Origin of the sequence: Planococcus ruber, assembly GCF_022819085.1 — a bacterium.
Classification (GTDB): domain Bacteria; phylum Bacillota; class Bacilli; order Bacillales_A; family Planococcaceae; genus Planococcus; species Planococcus ruber.
Genome location: NZ_JALHAG010000001.1, coordinates 422,541 through 442,499, shown reverse-complemented (window position 1 = coordinate 442,499; position 19,959 = coordinate 422,541). Strand labels below are relative to the sequence as shown.

The window sequence follows — 19,959 nt, the reverse complement described above, 5'->3', positions numbered from 1 at the left end:
CACTTTCTCCCTTCAACGCACTAAAGTATTTATGTACCACTATAACATATTGCATTTCCTCAATTCTATCTTAAATTTAGATAAAACTAAACTGTCCAAAAATTATTAGGCCAAAAACAAAAATAAGCAAAAAAAAAAAGCAGCATAAGCTGCTTTTTTCAGAAGCTGGATTAGTTCACCCAGTTGTTCATTGTTTTTTCGTAAGTTACCAATTCTTCTTCTTTGAAGAACAAGCCGATTTCACGTTCAGCGCTCTCAGCAGAGTCAGAACCGTGAATCATGTTTTTGCCGACAGTTACAGCGAAGTCTCCACGGATTGTTCCTGGAGCTGCATCTTTAGGGTTAGTCGCGCCCATCATTTGGCGTGCAGTCAAAATAACGTTTTCGCCTTCCCATACCATTGCAAAGACAGGGCCTGAAGTGATGAAGTCAACTAGTTCGCCGAAGAACGGACGCTCTTTATGCTCACCGTAATGCTGTTCAGCCAATTCAGTTGGGATCTGCATCAATTTAGCGCCTATCAAGTGATAACCTTTTTTCTCAAAACGTGCTACGATTTCGCCGATTACATTGCGTTGTACTCCGTCTGGTTTAACCATCAAGAAAGTTTTTTCCATTATGAACACTCCTCTATTAAAAGCTCAGGCATTTTTGCCCACCTTAAAAAATACTATCAGTTTGAACCTATTTGTCAACTCTGTTCTAAAACTTTCTCTTGCCAATAAAAAATGCAATTTTGCGCATCGTTTTGCTGGCCGAGCTTTTAGGCAGATAGGACAATTCTTCTAATGCTTTCTCCAAATATTTCTCGCTGATTTTCTTCGCTTCTTCAATAGCGGAGCTGTTGCGAATCGTTTTAACAATCGTCAGCCTCTCTTCATCCGTCATATCCTTTTGAAGATTATTTTTCAAAAGTTCATAGATTGCCTGATCTTTTCGTGCGCATAAAACCGGCAAGGTCATATTGCCCTGCATAAAATCGCTTCCGGCCGGTTTGCCAAGCTCCTCATCTGAAGAAGTGAAGTCCAAAATATCATCGATAATCTGGAAGGACATGCCGATAAAATAACCGAATCTTCTCAAGTGGGCAGCCGTTTTCAAATCCGCTCCCGAAACCAAGGCCCCGAGTTCACAGCTGGAAGAAATGAGCAACGCTGTTTTCCGCTTGATTCGGCGCAAGTAATCACGCAAATTCTGATCCAGTTTGTATTTGTCTTCAATCTGGATGATTTCGCCGCGGCATACTTCAATCATCGTCTTTGACAAGATTTGATGAAGTTTTGGATCTTCAATTTCAGTAATGTACTCCAACGCCCGGGCTAAAATGAAATCGCCCGTATACATCGCGACACTATTATTCCATTCCGCTTTGACGGTCGGTTTGCCTCTTCGAAGCTCTGAATCATCAATTACATCATCGTGCACGAGCGAAGCCATATGGATCAGCTCTAAAGGAACAGCGACCCGCTTCATCACATCAATATTGTAATTTCCAAATTTGCCTGCAAGCAAAACAAAAACAGGTCGGATTCGTTTTCCTCCAGCCTGCAATAGATGAAGAGAAGCATCATTTAGTAAGGGAGATTCGGAATCCACTGCCTGTTCTAATTCTTTTTCGATCATATCCAATTCCGGTTTAATATCGGAATAGAGCAATTTCAACTTCACCTTTTCCACTAAATAACCTTCTCCCACTAATTTACTTTTTTCATTCCTAAATGAAGAGCTGCTGCTCCTCCGGTATAGGGCTTATACTTCACATTTACAAACCCTACTTGAGTGAATAATTTTGCCAAAGGCTTCATGCCTGGAAAATCTTTAGCCGACTCCTGCAGCCACGAATATTCTTTATAGCTTTTAGCGAATAATTTGCCGAATACCGGCATAATAAATCTGAAATAAAATCTGAAAACAGGCTTAAACAATAAATTATTCGGCTGAGAAGTCTCAAGGCAAGCAATCACGCCGCCAGGCTTCAATACACGATGCATTTCAGAAAGGACTTGCCGGTAATCCGGTACATTCCGCAAGCCGAAACCGATCGTGGCAAAATCAAATGAATTATCAGGAAAAGGCAAAGACATCGCATTGCCCTGGATCATTTTCACTTGAGGGAGGTGCTTTGTTTTTTCAATCCCTACGTTCAACATGTTTTGGCTAAAATCCAGCCCCACGACGCGCCCTTGTTCGCCGGTCGCTTCTGCATGGGCAATGGTCCAGTCCCCTGTGCCGCAGCAAACATCAATAACTGATGAGCCTTTCGGCACTTGAAGCTTTTGCATGGTATCTTTACGCCATTTGCTATGTTGCTGAAAACTGATGACAGAATTCATGTGATCATAATTGCCGGAAATTTTTTCGAAAACTTCATGGACTTTCTGTTCTTTTGTTTTTTGCATATCAGTCATCCTTCTCGGGTTAGCTGCTCAGCTCTATGCTGGTGCGGGGTTATTTTATGGAGCATGAAATTCTTCAATTCATAATCAAACTTAGCATCTCGTATTAATTCAAGCACTTGATCATGCAGAACGTCCAATTTCTTCAGAAGCCATGCCTCGGGATCAGCAGGATACCGGAGTGATTTGTTTAGCAATTGAAGAATGCGGCTTTGTCCGCCTTCTTTTAAGCATTTCAATTCATTTTCGTATCTGACGTAGCTCAGCATGGCTTTTGCCAGCTTCGTATATTCGTGATAGCCGTAAAAGTTGTAGAATGCTTCAATCAGTTCAATTTCATTTTTTTGAATTAATTCGTCGACGAGTTGAATCGGGCGCTCTACCTGGTCGTAGAAAGAAGCCTTTCTCTCGCTCACACTGATAATCGCCGAAGCCAAATGCTTGATCATCGTCAAGTTTTCCATGTTTGAAAGCATTTGATAATAGATTCCGCTATAAAAATCGCCAGCCAATACGGTCAGCTGCTGTTTTTTCGAAGCCAGAATATCTTCTTTCACTTGGTCATGGGCATGCAATGCCGCATAGACAATAGATACGGTCTTAGCCGTCTGTTCTATGTCTGCAGACCATTGCTTTCCGTCTAAAAATGGCAGCAGCAAGAAAAACAAACGCTCCCGCTCGACGGATGGACCTTCCGTATGTTTTTCGAGAGTCCGCTGTTTTACAGCTTTTAGGACTTCGATTTCCAAGGAAGTAATTTTCGAATGTATTTGTTGTTCATTCATACTGCTTGCTCCATTCATGATTTAGCCATACTTGACTATTATATCACAGGCAAAGCCTAGCCTTCACCCAAATGACCCTATTTTTTCGTTTCGCTTTCGATCACGCCGTGAGCCGTTTGAATTTCTGCTTTCCCACGAATTTTCATCGCTGAAGTGTGTTCCGTAAATTGTGCAATCATCACTTCGCCTTTGTCCAGTTTTTCTGTATGATGGAATTTCGTATCATTTCCCCGTGTCAATCCGATCACGTTTACGCCGTCTTCCTGGGCACGGATCACAATGTATTCTGGTTGAGCCATTTCCACACCTGCTTTTTCTTTAATTTTCAATTCATATTAATGTAAGTCATCACTTCGGCCCGTTTCACGTCATCCGCTTCAAAAATTCCTCTTGAAACAGCCGTAACGGTTTTTGCACCAGGCTTTTTAATGCCCCGCATCGTCATGCACATATGCTCAGCTTCAATCATTACATAGACGCCATGCGGATTCAATGTCTCCATTAAAGAATCTGCAACGGTTGAAGTGATGCGTTCTTGCAGCTGCGGGCGCTTTGCGACGGTTTCAACGGCTCTCGCTAATTTGCTCAACCCCGTCACGACCCCGTCCCTTGGGATATAAGCAATATGCGCTTTTCCGAAGAACGGAACTAAATGGTGCTCACATGTCGAGTAAAAAGGAATGTCCTTTACCAGGACAAGCTCTTCATGCCCCTCATGAAAAACCGTTTTAAAATACTCTTTCGGGTCTTCCTTTAATCCTGAAAAAATTTCAGCATACATTTTAGCGACGCGCTTCGGAGTATCCAGCAATCCTTCGCGTCCCGGGTCTTCCCCTACCGCTTCCAAAATCATGGTTACCGCTTTTTCAATTTTATCTAAGTCCACTTTTTGCGAATCTAAATCGATCACTCTGTTTCCTCCTGTTTAAACGGATTCAGTCTACCCGTTAGCAGCTTCGTTGTTTTAGTTGTTTGATCAGGCCTCAAGCCTGTTTTTTAGTTTTATCATTTGCGGAACCTTATACAGCGGCTGCGCTTTTCTCACATGAATCGTAGCATATACGTTCGGGATTCGCAAAAATGTATGCTTAAAAAAAGAATGGCTTTTGTGTGGTTTGTCACACAAAAGCCATTCTATGTACTGCACTGTAGATTATTTCACTGCGTCTTTAAGCGCTTTACCTGGTTTAAATGCAGGTACTTTGCTAGCTGCGATTTCGATCTCAGCACCAGTTTGCGGGTTGCGTCCTTTGCGAGCTGCGCGTTCGCGTACTTCAAAGTTACCGAATCCAATCAATTGGACTTTGTCACCTTTAGTTAGAGCGTCTTGAATCGCTTCAAATGCAGCGTCAACTGCTTTCGCAGCGTCTTTACGAGAAAGCTCAGCTGCTTCAGCAACAGAGTTCACTAATTCTGTTTTGTTCATGCCATTCACCTCCTCTCAAAGGGGATGCAAACCTTCAATCCTGTAAAAAGAGTATCATATCGAAAATCGCATAGCAACAACTAATAGAGCGCTTTAGCAATAAAACAGTAAAATACTGACAAAATATTCTAAATGCAGCTCTTTTTTAGCAGAAATCCCGTGAAATCAATAAATTATTCATTGTTGAAGATCGGTTCCATATCTTCGTCAACGGTGTAGGGAAGCGAATAGGCAGGGACAATCGGGCTGTCGTCATACAATAAGAACCGGATATCTTGGCCTTCTTCGATCGTTCCTTCATATTCCTGCAATTCCGTATATAGATCCATGGAATAGTCAACGTAGACATCGCCTTTTCCGGTAACTACAAGAGGCAAATTGCGGCCGCTATATGGGCTTACCGCCATTTGTTCTTCCTTGAACCCCATAGCCGTATAGTTTAATCGGTAAACATTGTCGGCAATAATTTCAGCGATGGGCGCTCGCCCGCCGTTGGCACTTTTTCGGATGTTGATCGACCGGATCGTTTCAGCCATTTGCAAATCTACCAATTTCACTGTCGGGTTTTCTTCAACATCCATCAATACATACTGAAAAATACCGCCTGTTTCAAAAGCATTGGAAGGTATTTCAGATAAATATTTCGGAACGATTTTCGAGAAATCAATCGGATATTTGATGAACTGATCCACGTCCATGTCTCTTGTCTTAATCGGCAGCAATCCGCCGCTTTCCTCTTGGTACTGATTGATGGCATTTTGCACGGAATTGACCTGTTCCTCGTATGGGATCTGATTTTCAGCCCGTTCACTTTCAGGATACATACAGCCGCTCAGCAATACTGCCAGAACCGTAAACATGATGAGCATTGAAATCTTTTTCATTTTCATCACCTCAAGCGCCGCCTGTCGGCCCGCTGAATATAATAAATACCATAATAAAGAAGCCTAAAATCAGCAAAATATATGCGATCAATGCGAAAATAAATTTTAAAAAGCCATTATTTAGCTTATATCTGCTTAAATAAATCATTCCCATGGAGATCATTAAAAAAGCAATTCCTGCAAAAGAGACCCACATCTTGTCTAAAGAACTCATAATTGCCCGCCTTTCGTTCAGTTTCAGTCCATAGTATAGCATAAGAAATGCGCAGGTGCCCCGCCATATTTGACGGGCTTGGGACAATTTCCGCAGCCAATAAACCCTGCTTATTTCTCTATGCTGCAAATGCTTTGCAGATTCTCTGCAACAAAAAAAGAAGAGTCCGCAAACTGGCAGCTCTTCTTTTTTTACTTCTTACAGCAAGTTGATTAAATCTTCCATCTCATTCTTTTTCATTCTGCCCATAAGTTTTTCAGCGGCTTCATTGGTCGACTCTTCTTCAAACAGCACGGCATAGAGAGCCGCGGTGATCGGCATCGGGACGTCGTAGGCTTTCGCCAGCTGAAACGCCGCCTTCGTCGTCCGGATCCCTTCTACCACCATCCCCATCTCTTCCAAGACTTCTTCAATGGTCTTGCCTTTGCCGAGCATATTGCCAGCCCGCCAGTTCCGGGAATGGGGGCTCGTACAGGTCACGATCAAATCGCCGACGCCGGATAGTCCGGAGAACGTCAATGGGGTAGCTCCCATCTTCACTCCAAGGCGTGCGATTTCAGCAAGGCCGCGGGTCATTAAAGCAGCTTTGGCGTTATCGCCGTACCCCAGGCCGTCCGTTATTCCAACAGCGAGAGCAATGATGTTCTTCAAAGCTCCGCCGATTTCGACGCCGATGACGTCGGTATTCGTATAGACGCGGAAGTATTGGTTCATAAACAGATCTTGCACAAATTCAGCGGACGCCGTATTTTCGCAGGCTGCGGTCACGGTTGTCGGATGTTCAAGCACTACTTCTTCTGCATGGCTTGGGCCTGACAGAACCACCACATCTTCCACCCACTGTTCCGGAATTTCTTCACGGATCATTTCGCTGATGCGTTTTAACGAATCGGGTTCAATGCCTTTTGAGACATGGACAAATAAAACCTTTTCGGTTAAATTTTCTTTAATTTTTGCGCAAACTTCTCTGATTGCTTTTGTAGGAACTGCCAAGACCAAAACTTTTGAATGGCGGACAGTTTCTGCCAAGTCGCTCGTTGCCTTTAACCGTTCCGGCAGTTTGATCCCTTTTAAATACTTCTCATTCGAATGTTCGTTGATTTCATCTGCTTGCTCGGCACGATGGGTCCAAAGCAGGACGTCATGGCCATTTTGCGCAAGGACAAAACTTAACGCGGTTCCCCAGCTTCCCGCACCATATACAGATACTTTTTCCATCTTATCGCACCACCTTTAAACAATTATGTCCGAGCACGTGTAATCAGCCGGAGCGGTGTTCCTTCGAAATCAAAACTTTCACGGATCCGGTTTTGCAGGAAACGTTCATAGCTGAAGTGCATCAATTCAGGTTCATTGACAAACACGACAAATGTCGGCGGCTGGATCGCCACTTGCGTTGCATAATAAAGGCGCAAGCGTCGGCCTTTGTCAGAAGGTGCCGGGTTCATAGCCACTGCATCTTCGATGACTTCATTCAAAATGCTTGATTGGATGCGGCGTGAGTGGTTGTCATTGACTTTGTTGACGACTTCCAAAATATTATGGACGCGTTTTCCGCTGATTGCTGAGACAAACATGATCGGTGCATAATCCAAGAATAGGAAATGTTCACGGATTTTGCGTGTCATAACATTCATCGTTTTTTCGTCTTTTTCAATCGCATCCCATTTGTTGACAATGATGACAATCGCTTTTCCTGCTTCATGCGCATAGCCGGCAATTTTCTTGTCTTGCTCCTGGATGCCTTCTTCGGCATTTAATACGACCAAAACAACGTCGGAGCGTTCAATTGCCCGCAGCGCGCGAAGCACACTGTATTTCTCTGTTGTTTCGTAGACTTTCCCTTTTTTGCGCATTCCCGCTGTATCAATGATGACATACGGCTGGTCTTCATACGTATACTGTGTATCCACAGCGTCACGCGTTGTTCCCGCGACATCGCTGACGATGACCCGCTCTTCTCCTAAAAATGCGTTGACGAGCGATGATTTCCCGACGTTCGGACGTCCGATCAATGAGAATTTAATCACATCTTCCGGATAGTCCTCTTCATCTTCTTTCGGGAAGTTTTTCGCCACTTCATCCAGCAAGTCCCCAAGCCCAAGTCCATGTGAACCGGAAATCGGGAATGGTTCGCCTGCTCCCAATGTGTAAAAATCATAAATCATGTGGCGCATATCAGGATTGTCGATTTTATTGACAGCCAAAATGACTGGCTTCTTCGTGCGGTATAAAATTTTAGCCACTTGTTCATCTTGGACCGTGACGCCATCGCGGCCGTTCACGAGGAAGATGATGACATCCGCCTCATCCATTGCGATTTCCGCTTGCTGGCGGATCTGCTCCAAAAACGGTTCGTCCCGCAGGTCGATTCCGCCTGTATCGATGATATTGAATTCATGTGTCAGCCAATCTGCCGAACTATAGATGCGGTCGCGTGTTACTCCTGGAATATCTTCCACTATAGATACGCGTTCCCCGACAATCCGATTAAAGATTGTCGATTTCCCGACGTTCGGCCGGCCAACGATTGCTACTACCGGTTTTGACATAATTAGTTCATCCTTCCACTTCTGATATGCCTATTATACACGAAAAAGGTGATGGCATCTTGTAAATGTCCATCACCTTAAAAGGTGTAATATTCAGTTTTTCGTCCGCCTTGCAAAAGATTTGGGATCCAATCCCCGAATTTCAAGGTAATGATAAAGTTCTCCTGAAATAATTATCGGACATTTCTCCAAATCACTCAACTTTTTCGCCCCTAAAGCGGTCATCATCATTCTAAGGTCTTCCAGCAGCAGTTGAATTTCTTCTATTAGACTGGCTTCCCCTTTAAGGTAGGCCGTCTTCAGAAAAGATCCGGCCAGACCCGCAGCGGATGCGCCAAGCGCAAAAGCCTTGACCATCTCTTGGGCATTGCGGATGCCGCCCGATGCCAATATCGTTTTCGAAAAGACCGATTTTGCTTCCACAATCGCTGCTGCCGTTGGTACGCCCCAATCCTGAAAATACGATAATTTGCGCTGGCGCCGCTCATTTTCAATCGAAGCAAAATTCGTTCCGCCGAAGCCGCTGACATCAATCGCTGCGATTTGTGTGGCAGCTAACAATTCTGCTGTTTCTTTCGAAATGCCGAACCCGGTTTCTTTGACGATGACCGGCACTTTGACGGATTCCGCAATCAGGCCGATGCGATCCAGCGCACCTTTAAAATCCCGGTCGCCTTCTGGCATGGTCAGCTCCTGGATAACATTCAAATGAATTTGGAGTGCATTTGCCTCAAGCATATCAATCGCTTCCTGCGCTTGTTGGAGGCTCGCTTCACTCCCTAAATTGCCCATGATAAAGCCTGAAGGGTTTTCTTTGCGGACAATTTCATAGCTTGCCCTCTCGCTTGGGTCTTTTAAAGCAGCCATTTGCGAGCCGACTGCCATCGCCAAACCCGTTTCTTTTGCAGCTCTTGCAAGCATGCCGTTTAAATTTGCAGTTTCACTGCCGCCGCCGCCTGTCATGGCATTAATAAAAACAGGTGATTCAAATTGCAAATCACCTGTTTCCATATGAATGCTGACATCCGACAGACCGATCCCAGGCAAAGCTGAATGGACGAAGCGAATATCTTCGAACATCGTCTTGCTGCTTTGGCCAGTGGACAGTGCAAATTGAATATGGTCCATCTTTCTTTCTGCCCTCGACATATTATTCAGATTTAAATCCTTTTAATTTGTCGCCGATCACATCACTGATAGAGAACCCGCTTGACTCCTCAGGCATTTCGTAATTGGAAAAATCCTGTTCCCGCTCTTTTTCCTGGAGTTCCTTGATGCTAAGAGATAGGCGTTTATCCTCTTTATTGACATCAAGGACTTTCACTTGGACTTCCTGGCCTTCAGACAGCACTTCATGCGGCGTTCCGATGTGCTTATGGGCAATTTGAGAAATATGGACAAGGCCTTCTACCCCTGGCAATACTTCTACGAATGCTCCATAACTCACCAGACGCTTCACTTTGCCGTCATGGACAGAACCTTTCGGAGCTTTGTCTTCAATCGAATCCCACGGTCCAGGAAGCGTGTCTTTAATTGATAATGAAATCCGTTCTGAGTCACGGTCAACAGAAAGCACTTTTACTTGCACTTCTTGGCCTTCTGTTACAACATCAGAAACTTTTTCGACATGCTCGTGCGACAATTGAGAGATATGGACAAGGCCATCTACTCCTCCGATGTCCACAAAAGCGCCGAATGAAGCGATGCGCTGGACTTTGCCAGTCAGTACATCCCCAGCATGGATGGTTTCCATCACTTCAACTTTTTGGGATTCTTTTTCAGACTCTACTACCGCGCGGTGGGAAAGGATCAAACGGTTATTTTCCTTCTCCATTTCAACAATTTTAAAAGTCATGACTTTTCCTTTATAGTCCTCGAAGGACTCAACGAAATAATCTTCAACCAGTGAAGCTGGCACAAATCCGCGGACGCCAAGATCCACGACCAATCCGCCTTTTACGACATCCTTCACTTCCGATTCGATGATTTCGCCGGATTCGAACTTTTTCTCCAAGTCGTCCCACGCCTGTTCGGCATCGACTTTGCGCTTGGACAATACGAAGTTCTCATCTTCGACTTTTGTAATGACCAATTCCAGTTCATCACCTACTTGTACTGAATCTGATGCTTTTTCAATGTGGAGGCTCGACAATTCGCTAATCGGTATAACCCCATCAAAAGGTGCTCCTTCGATTGTCACGGTTACTGCTTTTTCTTCGATTTTAGCAACTATCCCTTTTACATGACTTCCGACTTGGAAATCACTGTTTTCCATCATATTCATTTCCTCAGACATAAGTAGCCCTCCTTCACAAACTATCCACTTCCTATTTTATTCGAATTCTCTAATAAAAACAAAAATAATCACTTATTTTTACTGTATTCATTCAGAATATCTTGGATGCTTGCCATAATCACTTCGGTCACTTCATCAGCAGAAGCTTTTCTCTCCCGAAATGGAGCCATTTGAATCGGATCACCGTAGACCACTTTCACTTTTCTAAACGTTTTATAGGGGCCGATAATCGCACACGGCATCACGTCCGCCCCGCCTCTCAAGGCAAAGAAACCCGCCCCGCTCAAACCTTTTTTCAAAACTCCGTCAGTTGATCGGGTGCCTTCCGGAAAAAGGCCGACCACTTCTCCGCTTTTCAGCACTTTTAATGCTGTCCGCATCGCTTCCCGGTCGCTCATTCCGCGCTTCACAGGAAAAGCATTCACTTTCGGCAAAATGCCGCCGAGCACCGGCAGCTTAAATAATTCTTCCTTAGCCATGAAATGGACAGTTCGTGGAGCTGTCATGCCAACGACCGGCGGATCCAGTGCATGAATATGATTCGAGCAAAGCAGGATTCCACCTTCTTTAGGGAATTTTTCAGCACCGATCACTTCAAATCGGTACAGAGGAGTTAATGCTGTTTTAACCAATGCTTTACCAAATGCATATAAGTTCACTTTAACTCAACCTTTCTTCTGCCAGTTTCAATATTTCTGAAGCCGCTTCTTGAATCGTTAACGTGGTAGTATCCAAAAAAATAGCATCTTCCGCTTTTTTCAAAGGCGCCACTTCACGTTCGCTGTCCATTTTATCGCGTTTGGCAATTTCAGCCTGAAGCTCATGAAGCGGCGTTTCGATTCCGCGCGTTTTGTTTTCCTTGAATCTTCTCGCTGCACGTTCTTCTACACTTGCTGACATGAAGATTTTCAGCGGAGCATTTGGCAGCACGTGTGTGCCGATATCACGGCCGTCCATTACGACACCGCGACCTTCAGCCAATTGCTGTTGCAACTCAACCATGCGCTCACGTACAAGCCCGTGTGCAGACATCTGCGATACGGCTTGTGTCACAACTTGTGTCCGGATTTCTTCCGTCACATTTTTTCGATCTAAAAATACTAGCTGTCCGTTCGTTGAAGGCTGAAGATCAATTGCCGTTTCTAAAAGCAAAGCCCCCGCCTCTTCATTGCTCGAAAGATCAATCCCTTGATTGATCGCTTTCAGCGTAATCGCACGGTACATCGCTCCCGTATCAATATATATATACCCTAATTTCTCTGCCACAATTTTAGCAATCGTACTTTTCCCTGCCGCTGCAGGTCCGTCGATCGCAATTTGTATCGGTTTAGCCAAAACAGTCACCTCATCATATGTATTCGATTTATTTTAACATATGAAAAGCGCAAGCGCCCGTGTAGATTCGACGAGCATAAGACAATTGCTCGAAGCGGCGTCTCTTCAGCCGCACAGAGGAATTGGCTTATGCCCTAGAGAATCTGGGCGCTGGAGCTAGACAAGAAAAGCGAAGGCGCCTATCCAGCACCGACAAGCGCTGGAGGGCTTTCAGCGAATGGCGCTTTTTGCCATTTGCCGAAAGGCTGAAGCGTCTCGAGGTGCTAGGCGCCCTGAGTCTGGAGAGATAAAAAGCGAAGGCGCCGAAGCCACTCGCGTGCTAAACCAACTCACCTAAAAATAAAAAATCGCTGCATCCATTGTTAAGGATGCAGCGACGTATGGTCGTGGTAATGGGTCAATGACAATTGATGCGCTTGTTTGACTTTCCGAAGGCCGAACCACCAAAGGAACAGCATGAACGGAATGACTCCATACGACCAACTTGTATTCGAATACAAGATCGAATTATAAAGAATGTGGAGCACCAATGAAGCCAATAAACTCCAGAAAAGCCATTTGCGGCCATCATTAGAATTTGTAAATTTTGCTCTTCCTAAATAATAACCCATTACTACTCCAAATAGCGCATGGCTTGAAACCGGAAGGAAAGCCCGGATAAAAGCTGTCTGTAGTCCGAATTCCAATAGGTAGAGCACATTTTCAACCGTCGCGAACCCAAGAGACACACTTGCCCCGTAAAGAATTCCGTCGTATGGGTCTTCAAAATCAATATGCCGATAAACTGCGATAATCAATACCAGCCATTTAAAAAACTCTTCTACAGTACTTGCAAAAAGAACATTTTGAGCAAACAAATGGGTAAAAACGCCTTCAGTCTGGAAAACGTATTGGATAAACATGATTGGAAAAGTTAAGACCGCCCCGTAAATAAAGCAATTTAGCAAGAGCCGGGAAGGTTCACTGGAAAATTGATCGCGAAGATAAAAATAACTAAACAAGGCTAAACTGGGAGCAATTGCAACTGTGAGTAAAATGATCATACGCCTGCTCCTTTGCTTAGAGTCTCTTTAGTATAACACGATTCACTGGAAAATTTTAGCCGAATCTATTGTCTTTAAAATTCAATAAGTAAAGCTATTGACATCGATTTCTTTCTTCTCCGACAACATGACCGCTAGTTTAATTCTTGCTTTTTTGCTGTCGTAATCGCTTCCCAAAAGAACGCCTTTCAGCAGCAAATCGTGCGCGCTGCCCGGATAGCCATAGCTCGGATACGCATTCCCTTCCTCAGCGCTCGTCGTTAACACGATTGTTACGCCATTTTTCACGGCGCGTTCGATAGCCTCGACCATATGCGGCGAAACCTGGCCTCTGCCTGCTGCTTCTAAGACAATCCCTTTAGAACCGCTTTCTGCCAGCAAATCGATCAGGCGGCCGTCTTGTCCGGAATAGCATTTCACAATATCCACTTTCGGAAGATCGCCGTTTAACGAATGGACTTCCCGTGAAATCGGCTTTTGATAAACACTCACCACATCATTATCGATAATCCCCAAATAGCCGTGGCCAAAAGAGTCAAAACCTTGAAGGTTGCTCGAGTGGACTTTCTTCACGTATTTCGCAGAATAGATCCGTTCATTGAAGACGACTACCGTTCCGACGCCGCGCAGCGTCTCATCGACTGAAACATAGATTGAATTCCGCAAATTTGAATAGACATCTGTCCCAACGTCATCTGGCGAACGCTGCGAACCCGTAACGACTACCGAACGGTCATCATCCACTGTCAAATCCAAAAAGTAAGAAGTCTCTTCCAGCGTATCCGTACCGTGGGTTACCACAATGCCATCGACGCTTTCGTCCTGCATTTCTTTATCGATCGCTTGTTTAATTATTTTCATTTCCTCGAAGCCGATATGCATGCTCGGCAATTGGAAAACATCGATCACTTTTACTTCGATTTCTTCCGGCAATTGGCACAATGCTGCCAATTCCCTTCCGGAAATCGCACCGGACTTCAACAACCCTTTCGAAATTTCCTTACTCGCGATTGTTCCCCCTGTAGTAATCAAAGAAACTTTTTTATTCATCGTATATACACCCTTTCCCCCCTATATTTTACACTATTCCAGATGCCAAAAAAGGCTTTCTTCATGAAATAAATAGAAAAAGGTTCTGGATAATTCCAGAACCTTAAAGCTCATCCTAAATTTAAGTAGCAAAGAAAGTTTTAAATGAGGTTTTCTTTTCTCGCAATGGACTCGGCAATCTGATCGCCGTGGAATCGCCCGTTTTCAATGAAGATTTCATTGGCATTATTGCCAGCTGCAATGACACCCGCGATATAGAGATCTGCCACTCCGGTTTCAAATGTTTCTTCGTTGATTTCGGGGCGGCCCGTTGCCCCGTCAATTGTAATACCGAGTTTCGTCAAAAATTCATGATCCGGATGATAGCCGATCATCGCAAAAACGAAGTCGTTTGGAATCACTTCTTTTTGGTCGTTTACTGTAAGCTCGACTTCCGTTTCTGAGATTCGGTCCACAATCGAATCAAATAGCATCTTAATTTCGCCTTTGCGTACTAAACTATCGAATTCAGGCAAGATCCAAGGCTTGATGCTTTTCGAGTAACTGGTCCCGTGATAAGACACCGTAACATGGCTGCCCGCTTTATGCAGTTCAAGCGCCGCGTCAACGGCAGAGTTTTTGCCCCCGATCACCAGCACGTTTTGGTCAAAATACGGATGGCCTTCTTTGAAATAATGCATGACTTTCGCCAACGCTGCCCCTTCTACGTCCAGTTGGTTCGGCTGGTCATAATAGCCTGTAGCGGCAATAACATATTTCGCTTCGTAAACACCTTTCGTCGTTTCCACTTTAAAGAGCCCGTCTTTAGTAACGCCCAACACTTTCTCAAAGGGTCGGACATCAATGCCACTTCGTTTTACAACTTCCCGGTAATAGACCAGCGCCTGGTTGCGCTTCGCTTTTCGGTCCTCCGTGATAAATGGAATATCGCCGATTGAAAGTTTTTCGCTGGAACTAAAAAAAGTCTGATGGGTCGGATAATGATAAATGGCATTGACAATATTGCCCTTTTCAATGACCACCGGCTGCAAGCCGATTTTTTGTATCGCAATAGCTGCAGCGAGCCCGCAAGGACCTCCACCAATAATTACAACATCTTTCGTTTCCACATCTAACATCTCCCAGATTTAAATCAATTTGGTGCTTTCTTTTGGTTTAATGGTCAATACATGATATTCAGCTTCGGCGCCTAAACGCAGCGGCAGATGGGTCGTGCCGTAGCCGTTGCTGACAAGCCGGTAAACTCCATTTTCTTTTGTAAGGCTCCCTTTTTTATAAAGCCCCCACTTCCCGATTCGGATCTGGCCTCCATGGGTATGGCCCGCGAGCACAAAGTCAACCGGATAATGTTCCATCACACGCGGAAATATGAAAGGCGTGTGCGAAACAAAAATGACTGTGTCATCAGCAGCTACGCCAGCAAACGCCGTATCCAACGGGTTTTCCCTGAAAGCGAAATAATCCAAGCCTACTAATTTAAGGCGGCTATTTCCGAAAAGTTCAATTGAGTCATTTTCAAGCAACTGGACGCCGTACCGGGAAAATAGGCGCCTCAACTCCATCTCATCCACTTCCCGGTCATTGTTGCCCCAGATGAAATATACCGGCGCAACAGCGCTTAACACCTTTAAATTATGTTCCACTTTTCTTAAAGGTACACCTTTTTCAGCTATATCGCCACCGATGATAATAAAATCGACTGGAAAGTCAATCAGATTTTCCGGAAGGACCCGATGGTGAATATCTGATATAAAAACCATTTTAAATGGTTTAAACGGCTGTATGGCTTCTAGGTGAAGGGTTTGGCGCTTTAACGTATGGACATGGGCATTCCTGAACATAAAAAGAAGCAGCCCGATAGCCGCCAACCCGAATTTCAGAATCAGTTTCAATTAAAGAATCCTTTCTAATCAATAAAGAGGCACAAGCAAAGCTCTGCTTCCGCCTCTTCGACTATTATTTAATGAGTTCAGTCTTCTGATACGTCGAGCACCCGGAATCCGGATTTCTCCAACTCTTTTCTAAATTTATCGACGTTGTCTTTTTTGCGTACTTTCAAGACGATCCGGCGGACCAACTTGTCCGTTTCGTCAAATGTCACCAAGGAGATGACCGACTCTTTATATTTTTCAATGATTTCACCGAGACGCCCGATTCTTCCTTCTGACTCAACAGACGTAAACGTGATGCGGACACCTTCTTTGTTCATGCCGAATGCGCTTTGCAGCTGATTCATCACATCATACCGTGTAACGATTCCGAGAAATTCTGATTTTTCAACTACCGCAATAATCGGAAAGTCATTCAATTCAAGAATCGCTTTTTCGTACACATCGTCTATCCCTAAAAATACATTTTGATTAACGACGACGTCGCGGACTTGAGCCGTCTTCATAAATTCTTCTTTCGTCTTGCCTGAGTGGAAATAAGCACGGTACGCATGGTACCACGTAAAGATTCCTTTATATTCTACTCCATCAATGACCGGAAGTGCATCTATTGTATGCTTTTCGAGTAGATCCATCCCTTTTTCAATGGAATCATCCATTGTCACTGTAATGCATTTTTCTCTTTTGACCATGACACTTTTCACAAACATGCAGTTCACCTCTACTTTAGATTCTTGACACTCTTAACTGTATTTCGACGTGCACCGCTGGATTTCCTTTATTAAGGCAAGACTAAAGTCTGGCCTACGCTGATTTCGTTCGAAGGCAATCCATTCGCCTGTTTGATCTTTTCTACTCCCGCGCTGGCTCCAGCTGCTCCATACGTATTCACAGCTATGCGGTAAAGCGTTTCGCCTGCTTGGACTGTGTGGGTTTTTCCGGATGCCGGAGGGGTTTGCTTTTGAGCTGCTTCTTTTTCAGCTTGTGCTTTTGCCGCCGCTTCTTTTTCGGCCTGTGCTCTTGCTGCTGCCTCTTTTTCAGCTTGTGCTCTTGCCGCTGCTTCTTTTTCAGCTTGCGCTTTCGCTGCTGCCTCTTTTTCAGCTTGTGCCTTTGCTGCCGCCTCTTTTTCAGCCTGGGCTTTCGCTGCCGCTTCTTTTTCAGCCTGTGCTTTCGCTGCTGCTTCTTTTTCCGCCTGTTCATCGGCCGCAGTTTCATCCTGTTCTTCATCTTCACCAGGAATCACAGCCACATCCGGCGAAGCCGATCCTGATTCCACACTTACTTCGTTCGCAGTTTCATCTGTCGGCAAGGTATCATCGGGTTCAAATAAGAAGGCCACATAAAACAGAATGGTAACAGGGATTAAAATGAAAATGAAAAATAAAGCCGGCAATAACATGTTCTTGGTTTTCTTCGGTTTTTCTTTTACTGCATTCCGCTGCGCTCTTCTTGACGGAGCGGCACTTCGTTCTACGGCAATTTCCTGTCGGTCTTTTTCAACTGATTCACGATAATTCTGTTTTCCCATAGTAGATTACCCCTATCTTAACTAATATCTTTATTATGCCGAAAAATATCCAGTTTGTAAACGAGGCTTCCATAGTTTGTCATAATGGCAATAGTGCATTTAGCCGATTTTGCCAACTCAGCAGATCCCGCTTTTTACCCGTCTCATTGCGCAGCTCGAAAACCTCATAATCGATCCAGTCGTTCACACAGCAGCTCTCCGGTTTTTGGTCCAGTTCCTGGTCAAAACTCTCTATAAGATATTGACGTATGCAGGAAGTAATGGTTACGAGTTTTTTTATTTTTCCGGCTTGCTTCATTTTTTCCTGTTGAAGCATCTCTATTTGCTTGTACGTCTCTTCAACAGTTAATTGTTTTAGCCAATAGTCAACGACCCGGTAAGCCGTTTCACGCACAATTCCATCGCTGATTAACCGTTTCGGGTCATGCGACTGGTGGACTTCGTAGATTTCATTTTTTGTCGGAAGGTCCTCCAGGACGATGCTTTCCATAAGCCCTTCGTCGCCTGGCGCCAGCAAAAGAGTGGCGAGGGCCCGTTTCCCATCGCGTCCCGCCCTTCCGACTTCCTGTACGTATCCTTCGATCGAAGTCGGCAATTGATAATGGATGACGTGGCGAATATCCGGGATGTGGACGCCCATGCCGAATGCATTTGTTGAACAGACCCACTCCAATTCCTTATTTTGAAATTGCTGCTGGACAAATATCCGGTCCTGGTGCTCCATGCCCCCATGATAATAAGCAGCTGAAATCCCGGATTCATTTAAAAGAGCAGCGAGTTCCTGTGATTTTTTTCGCGTTCCGGCATAGATGATGCCCGGCCCTTCAAACTTCCGCACAAACTCCTGGAGCCATTGAAGCTTTTCTCCCGTATTTTCAAAACGCTTGATATCATAGGCGATATTTTTCCGGTCCATCGGATGGGTATAGATAAACGGGTCGCTGATTTTTAAATACGTTTTTATTTCGTTCGTGACTTTGGCTGTAGCTGTGGCAGTTAATGCCAAAATTTGCGGATGGCCTAATGCGGGCAGAATTTCAGAAATCCGCAAATAATCCGGACGGAAATCGAAGCCCCATTGAGAAATGCAATGCGCTTCGTCAGCCACTAAAAGTGAAATCGTCAGCTGCTCCAATTGCCTCTTGACAAAAGGCTGTACGAGCATTTCCGGCGAAATGAAAATAAACCGGTATTGGTTTAGCGTCTGCCAAATTTTCTCTTTGTCTTCACGCTTCAAAAATGAATTGAGCGCCACCACGGATTTTTCGCCCATTTTCTTCAACTGCGCGACTTGGTCCTGCATAAGGGACAGAAGCGGCGACACGATCAGCACACTGCCAGGCAGCACATAAGCCGGCAATTGATAGCACATCGACTTGCCCATGCCGGTAGGCAGCAAAGCGATTACATCTCTTCCCGCTATAACTTGTTCAATGATCTCTTTTTGGCCAGGCCGAAAAGATGTAAATCCGTAAGTTTGATGGAGCAATTCTTCCAGTTTCATTGCGCGTCCTCCCTTATGGCCAATGCGAGGCGGATTTGGAAATAACTGGCCGCCGGAACTTTGTCTTTGATGTTCCGCAATCGTTTCGTCTGCTCGGCTTGGCTGATTTTTATGATTTCGCCGTACAATTCAGGACTGAGGAATGCCGAATAATCAAATAGGGGATCGTTCATGGCAAGTTCGACGAAATGGTCTTCAATCGTACTGGATTTTAAGTGCCGGATTGAAGAGATTTCAGCCAATGAATATCCTTCTTTGAAAAGTTTTTCTGTTCTTCGGGTGGATTCTGTCAATGAAGATAATTCGACGATATTTACTTTCATCGCATGTAAAAAGGGATAGCGTTTTTCTTCTATCACTTCCAGCCAGGCATGTAAGGCTTCAATCACACGCAATTGGGCATCCAAGACCTGTATCCCTTGAACATCCGCTATTTGCTCCCACGTCATCCCGCTCCGGCCAAAACCGCTTAGACGCTGCATCAGCGTATTTTTATGGTCATCGCTTAACGCCACAGCTAGCAGACTATCCAGAATTTCCGACTTGAATTTTGAGACTGAAGCCAACTTCCGAAACTGGATGGCCTTTAAATATCTTTTTACCCATGCCTGAATGACATCGGAATTATCGATCGGATCGAATTTATTGACCGATTGGCTCGTATGGGATAGGGTTTGAACCACTAAAGACAGGCGATTGAAAAATATCATTTCATTTCCCCTGTATTTCCAGCCGTTTAAGTTTGAGGAAGGTATGGGCATCGCCAACGCTTGCTCCGTCAAATCTATGACATCTTCATTGAAGCGTATGTATTTTTGGTCGATCAAGCTTCTAACCGTCTGATCGTAGACCTTTTTTTCCAATTTCGGCATCAGCGCAAAATAAGGATGCAAATGATAATACCCGATATCCTGGATGGTCTGGCCGGATTTTTTCCCTTTGATGATGTGATAAGGAGCCGACAATGTCCGCTCCAGATTTATGCTTTTCATGATGGTGATGACGAGTTCATCAAATAACAAGAGCGGTCCCCCTAGCTTTATTGGTTGAAAATCTC

General features: G+C 44.6%; 23 protein-coding genes. All 23 read right to left on the bottom strand.

The features are described from left to right. Positions 1–170: 170 nt before the first annotated feature. Positions 171–617, bottom strand: coding sequence for a nucleoside-diphosphate kinase (ndk, locus tag MTR82_RS02155; protein ID WP_246807531.1), 447 nt, complete (start codon positions 615–617; stop codon positions 171–173). 85 nt (positions 618–702) lie between these two features. Further along, positions 703–1,677, bottom strand: a complete 975-nt coding sequence (gene hepT, locus MTR82_RS02150) for a heptaprenyl diphosphate synthase component II (protein WP_052651395.1) — start codon at positions 1,675–1,677, stop codon at positions 703–705. 17 nt (positions 1,678–1,694) lie between these two features. Next, on the bottom strand, positions 1,695–2,399 hold the full coding sequence (locus MTR82_RS02145) for a demethylmenaquinone methyltransferase (protein ID WP_052651394.1): 705 nt from the start codon (positions 2,397–2,399) through the stop codon (positions 1,695–1,697). 5 nt (positions 2,400–2,404) lie between these two features. Beyond that, positions 2,405–3,181, bottom strand: coding sequence for a heptaprenyl diphosphate synthase component 1 (locus tag MTR82_RS02140; protein WP_052651393.1), 777 nt, complete (start codon positions 3,179–3,181; stop codon positions 2,405–2,407). Positions 3,182–3,258: 77 nt separating this feature from the next. Next, positions 3,259–3,480 (bottom strand): trp RNA-binding attenuation protein MtrB, encoded by a 222-nt coding sequence (gene mtrB / locus MTR82_RS02135; RefSeq protein WP_052654470.1) that lies wholly within the window; start codon positions 3,478–3,480, stop codon positions 3,259–3,261. Positions 3,481–3,506: 26 nt separating this feature from the next. Beyond that, positions 3,507–4,091: a GTP cyclohydrolase I FolE gene (gene folE, locus MTR82_RS02130; RefSeq protein ID WP_110925595.1), complete on the bottom strand. Its 585-nt coding sequence runs from the start codon at positions 4,089–4,091 to the stop codon at positions 3,507–3,509. Positions 4,092–4,334: 243 nt separating this feature from the next. Continuing rightward, a complete protein-coding gene (locus MTR82_RS02125; protein ID WP_052651392.1) occupies positions 4,335–4,607 on the bottom strand; it encodes an HU family DNA-binding protein in 273 nt (90 codons plus the stop codon). A 173-nt stretch (positions 4,608–4,780) separates the two neighbouring features. Next, entirely contained in the window at positions 4,781–5,491 is a 711-nt protein-coding gene (locus tag MTR82_RS02120; protein WP_052654466.1) for a hypothetical protein, read from the bottom strand. A 10-nt stretch (positions 5,492–5,501) separates the two neighbouring features. Beyond that, entirely contained in the window at positions 5,502–5,705 is a 204-nt protein-coding gene (locus MTR82_RS02115; RefSeq protein WP_052651391.1) for a DUF2768 domain-containing protein, read from the bottom strand. 198 nt (positions 5,706–5,903) lie between these two features. Then, on the bottom strand, positions 5,904–6,923 hold the full coding sequence (locus tag MTR82_RS02110) for an NAD(P)H-dependent glycerol-3-phosphate dehydrogenase (protein ID WP_246807530.1): 1,020 nt from the start codon (positions 6,921–6,923) through the stop codon (positions 5,904–5,906). Between the two features lie 23 nt (positions 6,924–6,946). Continuing rightward, complete coding sequence (gene der / locus MTR82_RS02105) at positions 6,947–8,257, bottom strand: ribosome biogenesis GTPase Der (protein ID WP_052651389.1); 1,311 nt, start codon at positions 8,255–8,257, stop codon at positions 6,947–6,949. 93 nt (positions 8,258–8,350) lie between these two features. After that, a complete protein-coding gene (gene fni / locus MTR82_RS02100; protein WP_246807529.1) occupies positions 8,351–9,406 on the bottom strand; it encodes a type 2 isopentenyl-diphosphate Delta-isomerase in 1,056 nt (351 codons plus the stop codon). Position 9,407: 1 nt separating this feature from the next. After that, positions 9,408–10,553 carry a 30S ribosomal protein S1 gene (gene rpsA, locus MTR82_RS02095; RefSeq protein WP_052651387.1) on the bottom strand — a complete coding sequence of 382 codons (1,146 nt, stop codon included), beginning with the start codon at positions 10,551–10,553 and terminating at the stop codon, positions 9,408–9,410. Positions 10,554–10,621: 68 nt separating this feature from the next. After that, the gene (locus MTR82_RS02090) at positions 10,622–11,212 is read right to left on the bottom strand and encodes a lysophospholipid acyltransferase family protein (protein WP_246807528.1); all 591 of its coding nucleotides are present in this window, start codon (positions 11,210–11,212) and stop codon (positions 10,622–10,624) included. Position 11,213: 1 nt separating this feature from the next. Next, positions 11,214–11,888, bottom strand: coding sequence for a (d)CMP kinase (gene cmk, locus MTR82_RS02085; RefSeq protein ID WP_235196468.1), 675 nt, complete (start codon positions 11,886–11,888; stop codon positions 11,214–11,216). Between the two features lie 362 nt (positions 11,889–12,250). Further along, positions 12,251–12,931 carry a glutamic-type intramembrane protease PrsW gene (prsW, locus tag MTR82_RS02080; RefSeq protein ID WP_052651384.1) on the bottom strand — a complete coding sequence of 227 codons (681 nt, stop codon included), beginning with the start codon at positions 12,929–12,931 and terminating at the stop codon, positions 12,251–12,253. A gap of 81 nt (positions 12,932–13,012) precedes the next feature. Beyond that, complete coding sequence (locus MTR82_RS02075; protein ID WP_246807527.1) at positions 13,013–13,981, bottom strand: asparaginase; 969 nt, start codon at positions 13,979–13,981, stop codon at positions 13,013–13,015. Positions 13,982–14,121: 140 nt separating this feature from the next. Then, positions 14,122–15,090 (bottom strand): YpdA family putative bacillithiol disulfide reductase, encoded by a 969-nt coding sequence (locus MTR82_RS02070; RefSeq protein ID WP_246807526.1) that lies wholly within the window; start codon positions 15,088–15,090, stop codon positions 14,122–14,124. A gap of 18 nt (positions 15,091–15,108) precedes the next feature. Continuing rightward, positions 15,109–15,873, bottom strand: coding sequence for a metallophosphoesterase (locus MTR82_RS02065; RefSeq protein WP_246807525.1), 765 nt, complete (start codon positions 15,871–15,873; stop codon positions 15,109–15,111). Between the two features lie 77 nt (positions 15,874–15,950). After that, on the bottom strand, positions 15,951–16,580 hold the full coding sequence (locus tag MTR82_RS02060) for a CBS domain-containing protein (protein WP_246807524.1): 630 nt from the start codon (positions 16,578–16,580) through the stop codon (positions 15,951–15,953). A gap of 71 nt (positions 16,581–16,651) precedes the next feature. Further along, a complete protein-coding gene (locus MTR82_RS02055) occupies positions 16,652–17,398 on the bottom strand; it encodes a LysM peptidoglycan-binding domain-containing protein (protein WP_246807523.1) in 747 nt (248 codons plus the stop codon). A gap of 79 nt (positions 17,399–17,477) precedes the next feature. Continuing rightward, positions 17,478–18,902 (bottom strand): RecQ family ATP-dependent DNA helicase, encoded by a 1,425-nt coding sequence (locus MTR82_RS02050; RefSeq protein WP_246807522.1) that lies wholly within the window; start codon positions 18,900–18,902, stop codon positions 17,478–17,480. Next, on the bottom strand, positions 18,899–19,924 hold the full coding sequence (locus tag MTR82_RS02045) for a YpbB family protein (protein ID WP_246807521.1): 1,026 nt from the start codon (positions 19,922–19,924) through the stop codon (positions 18,899–18,901). The genes MTR82_RS02050 and MTR82_RS02045 overlap by 4 nt, the downstream gene beginning before the upstream one ends. Between the last annotated feature and the right edge of the window lie 35 nt (positions 19,925–19,959).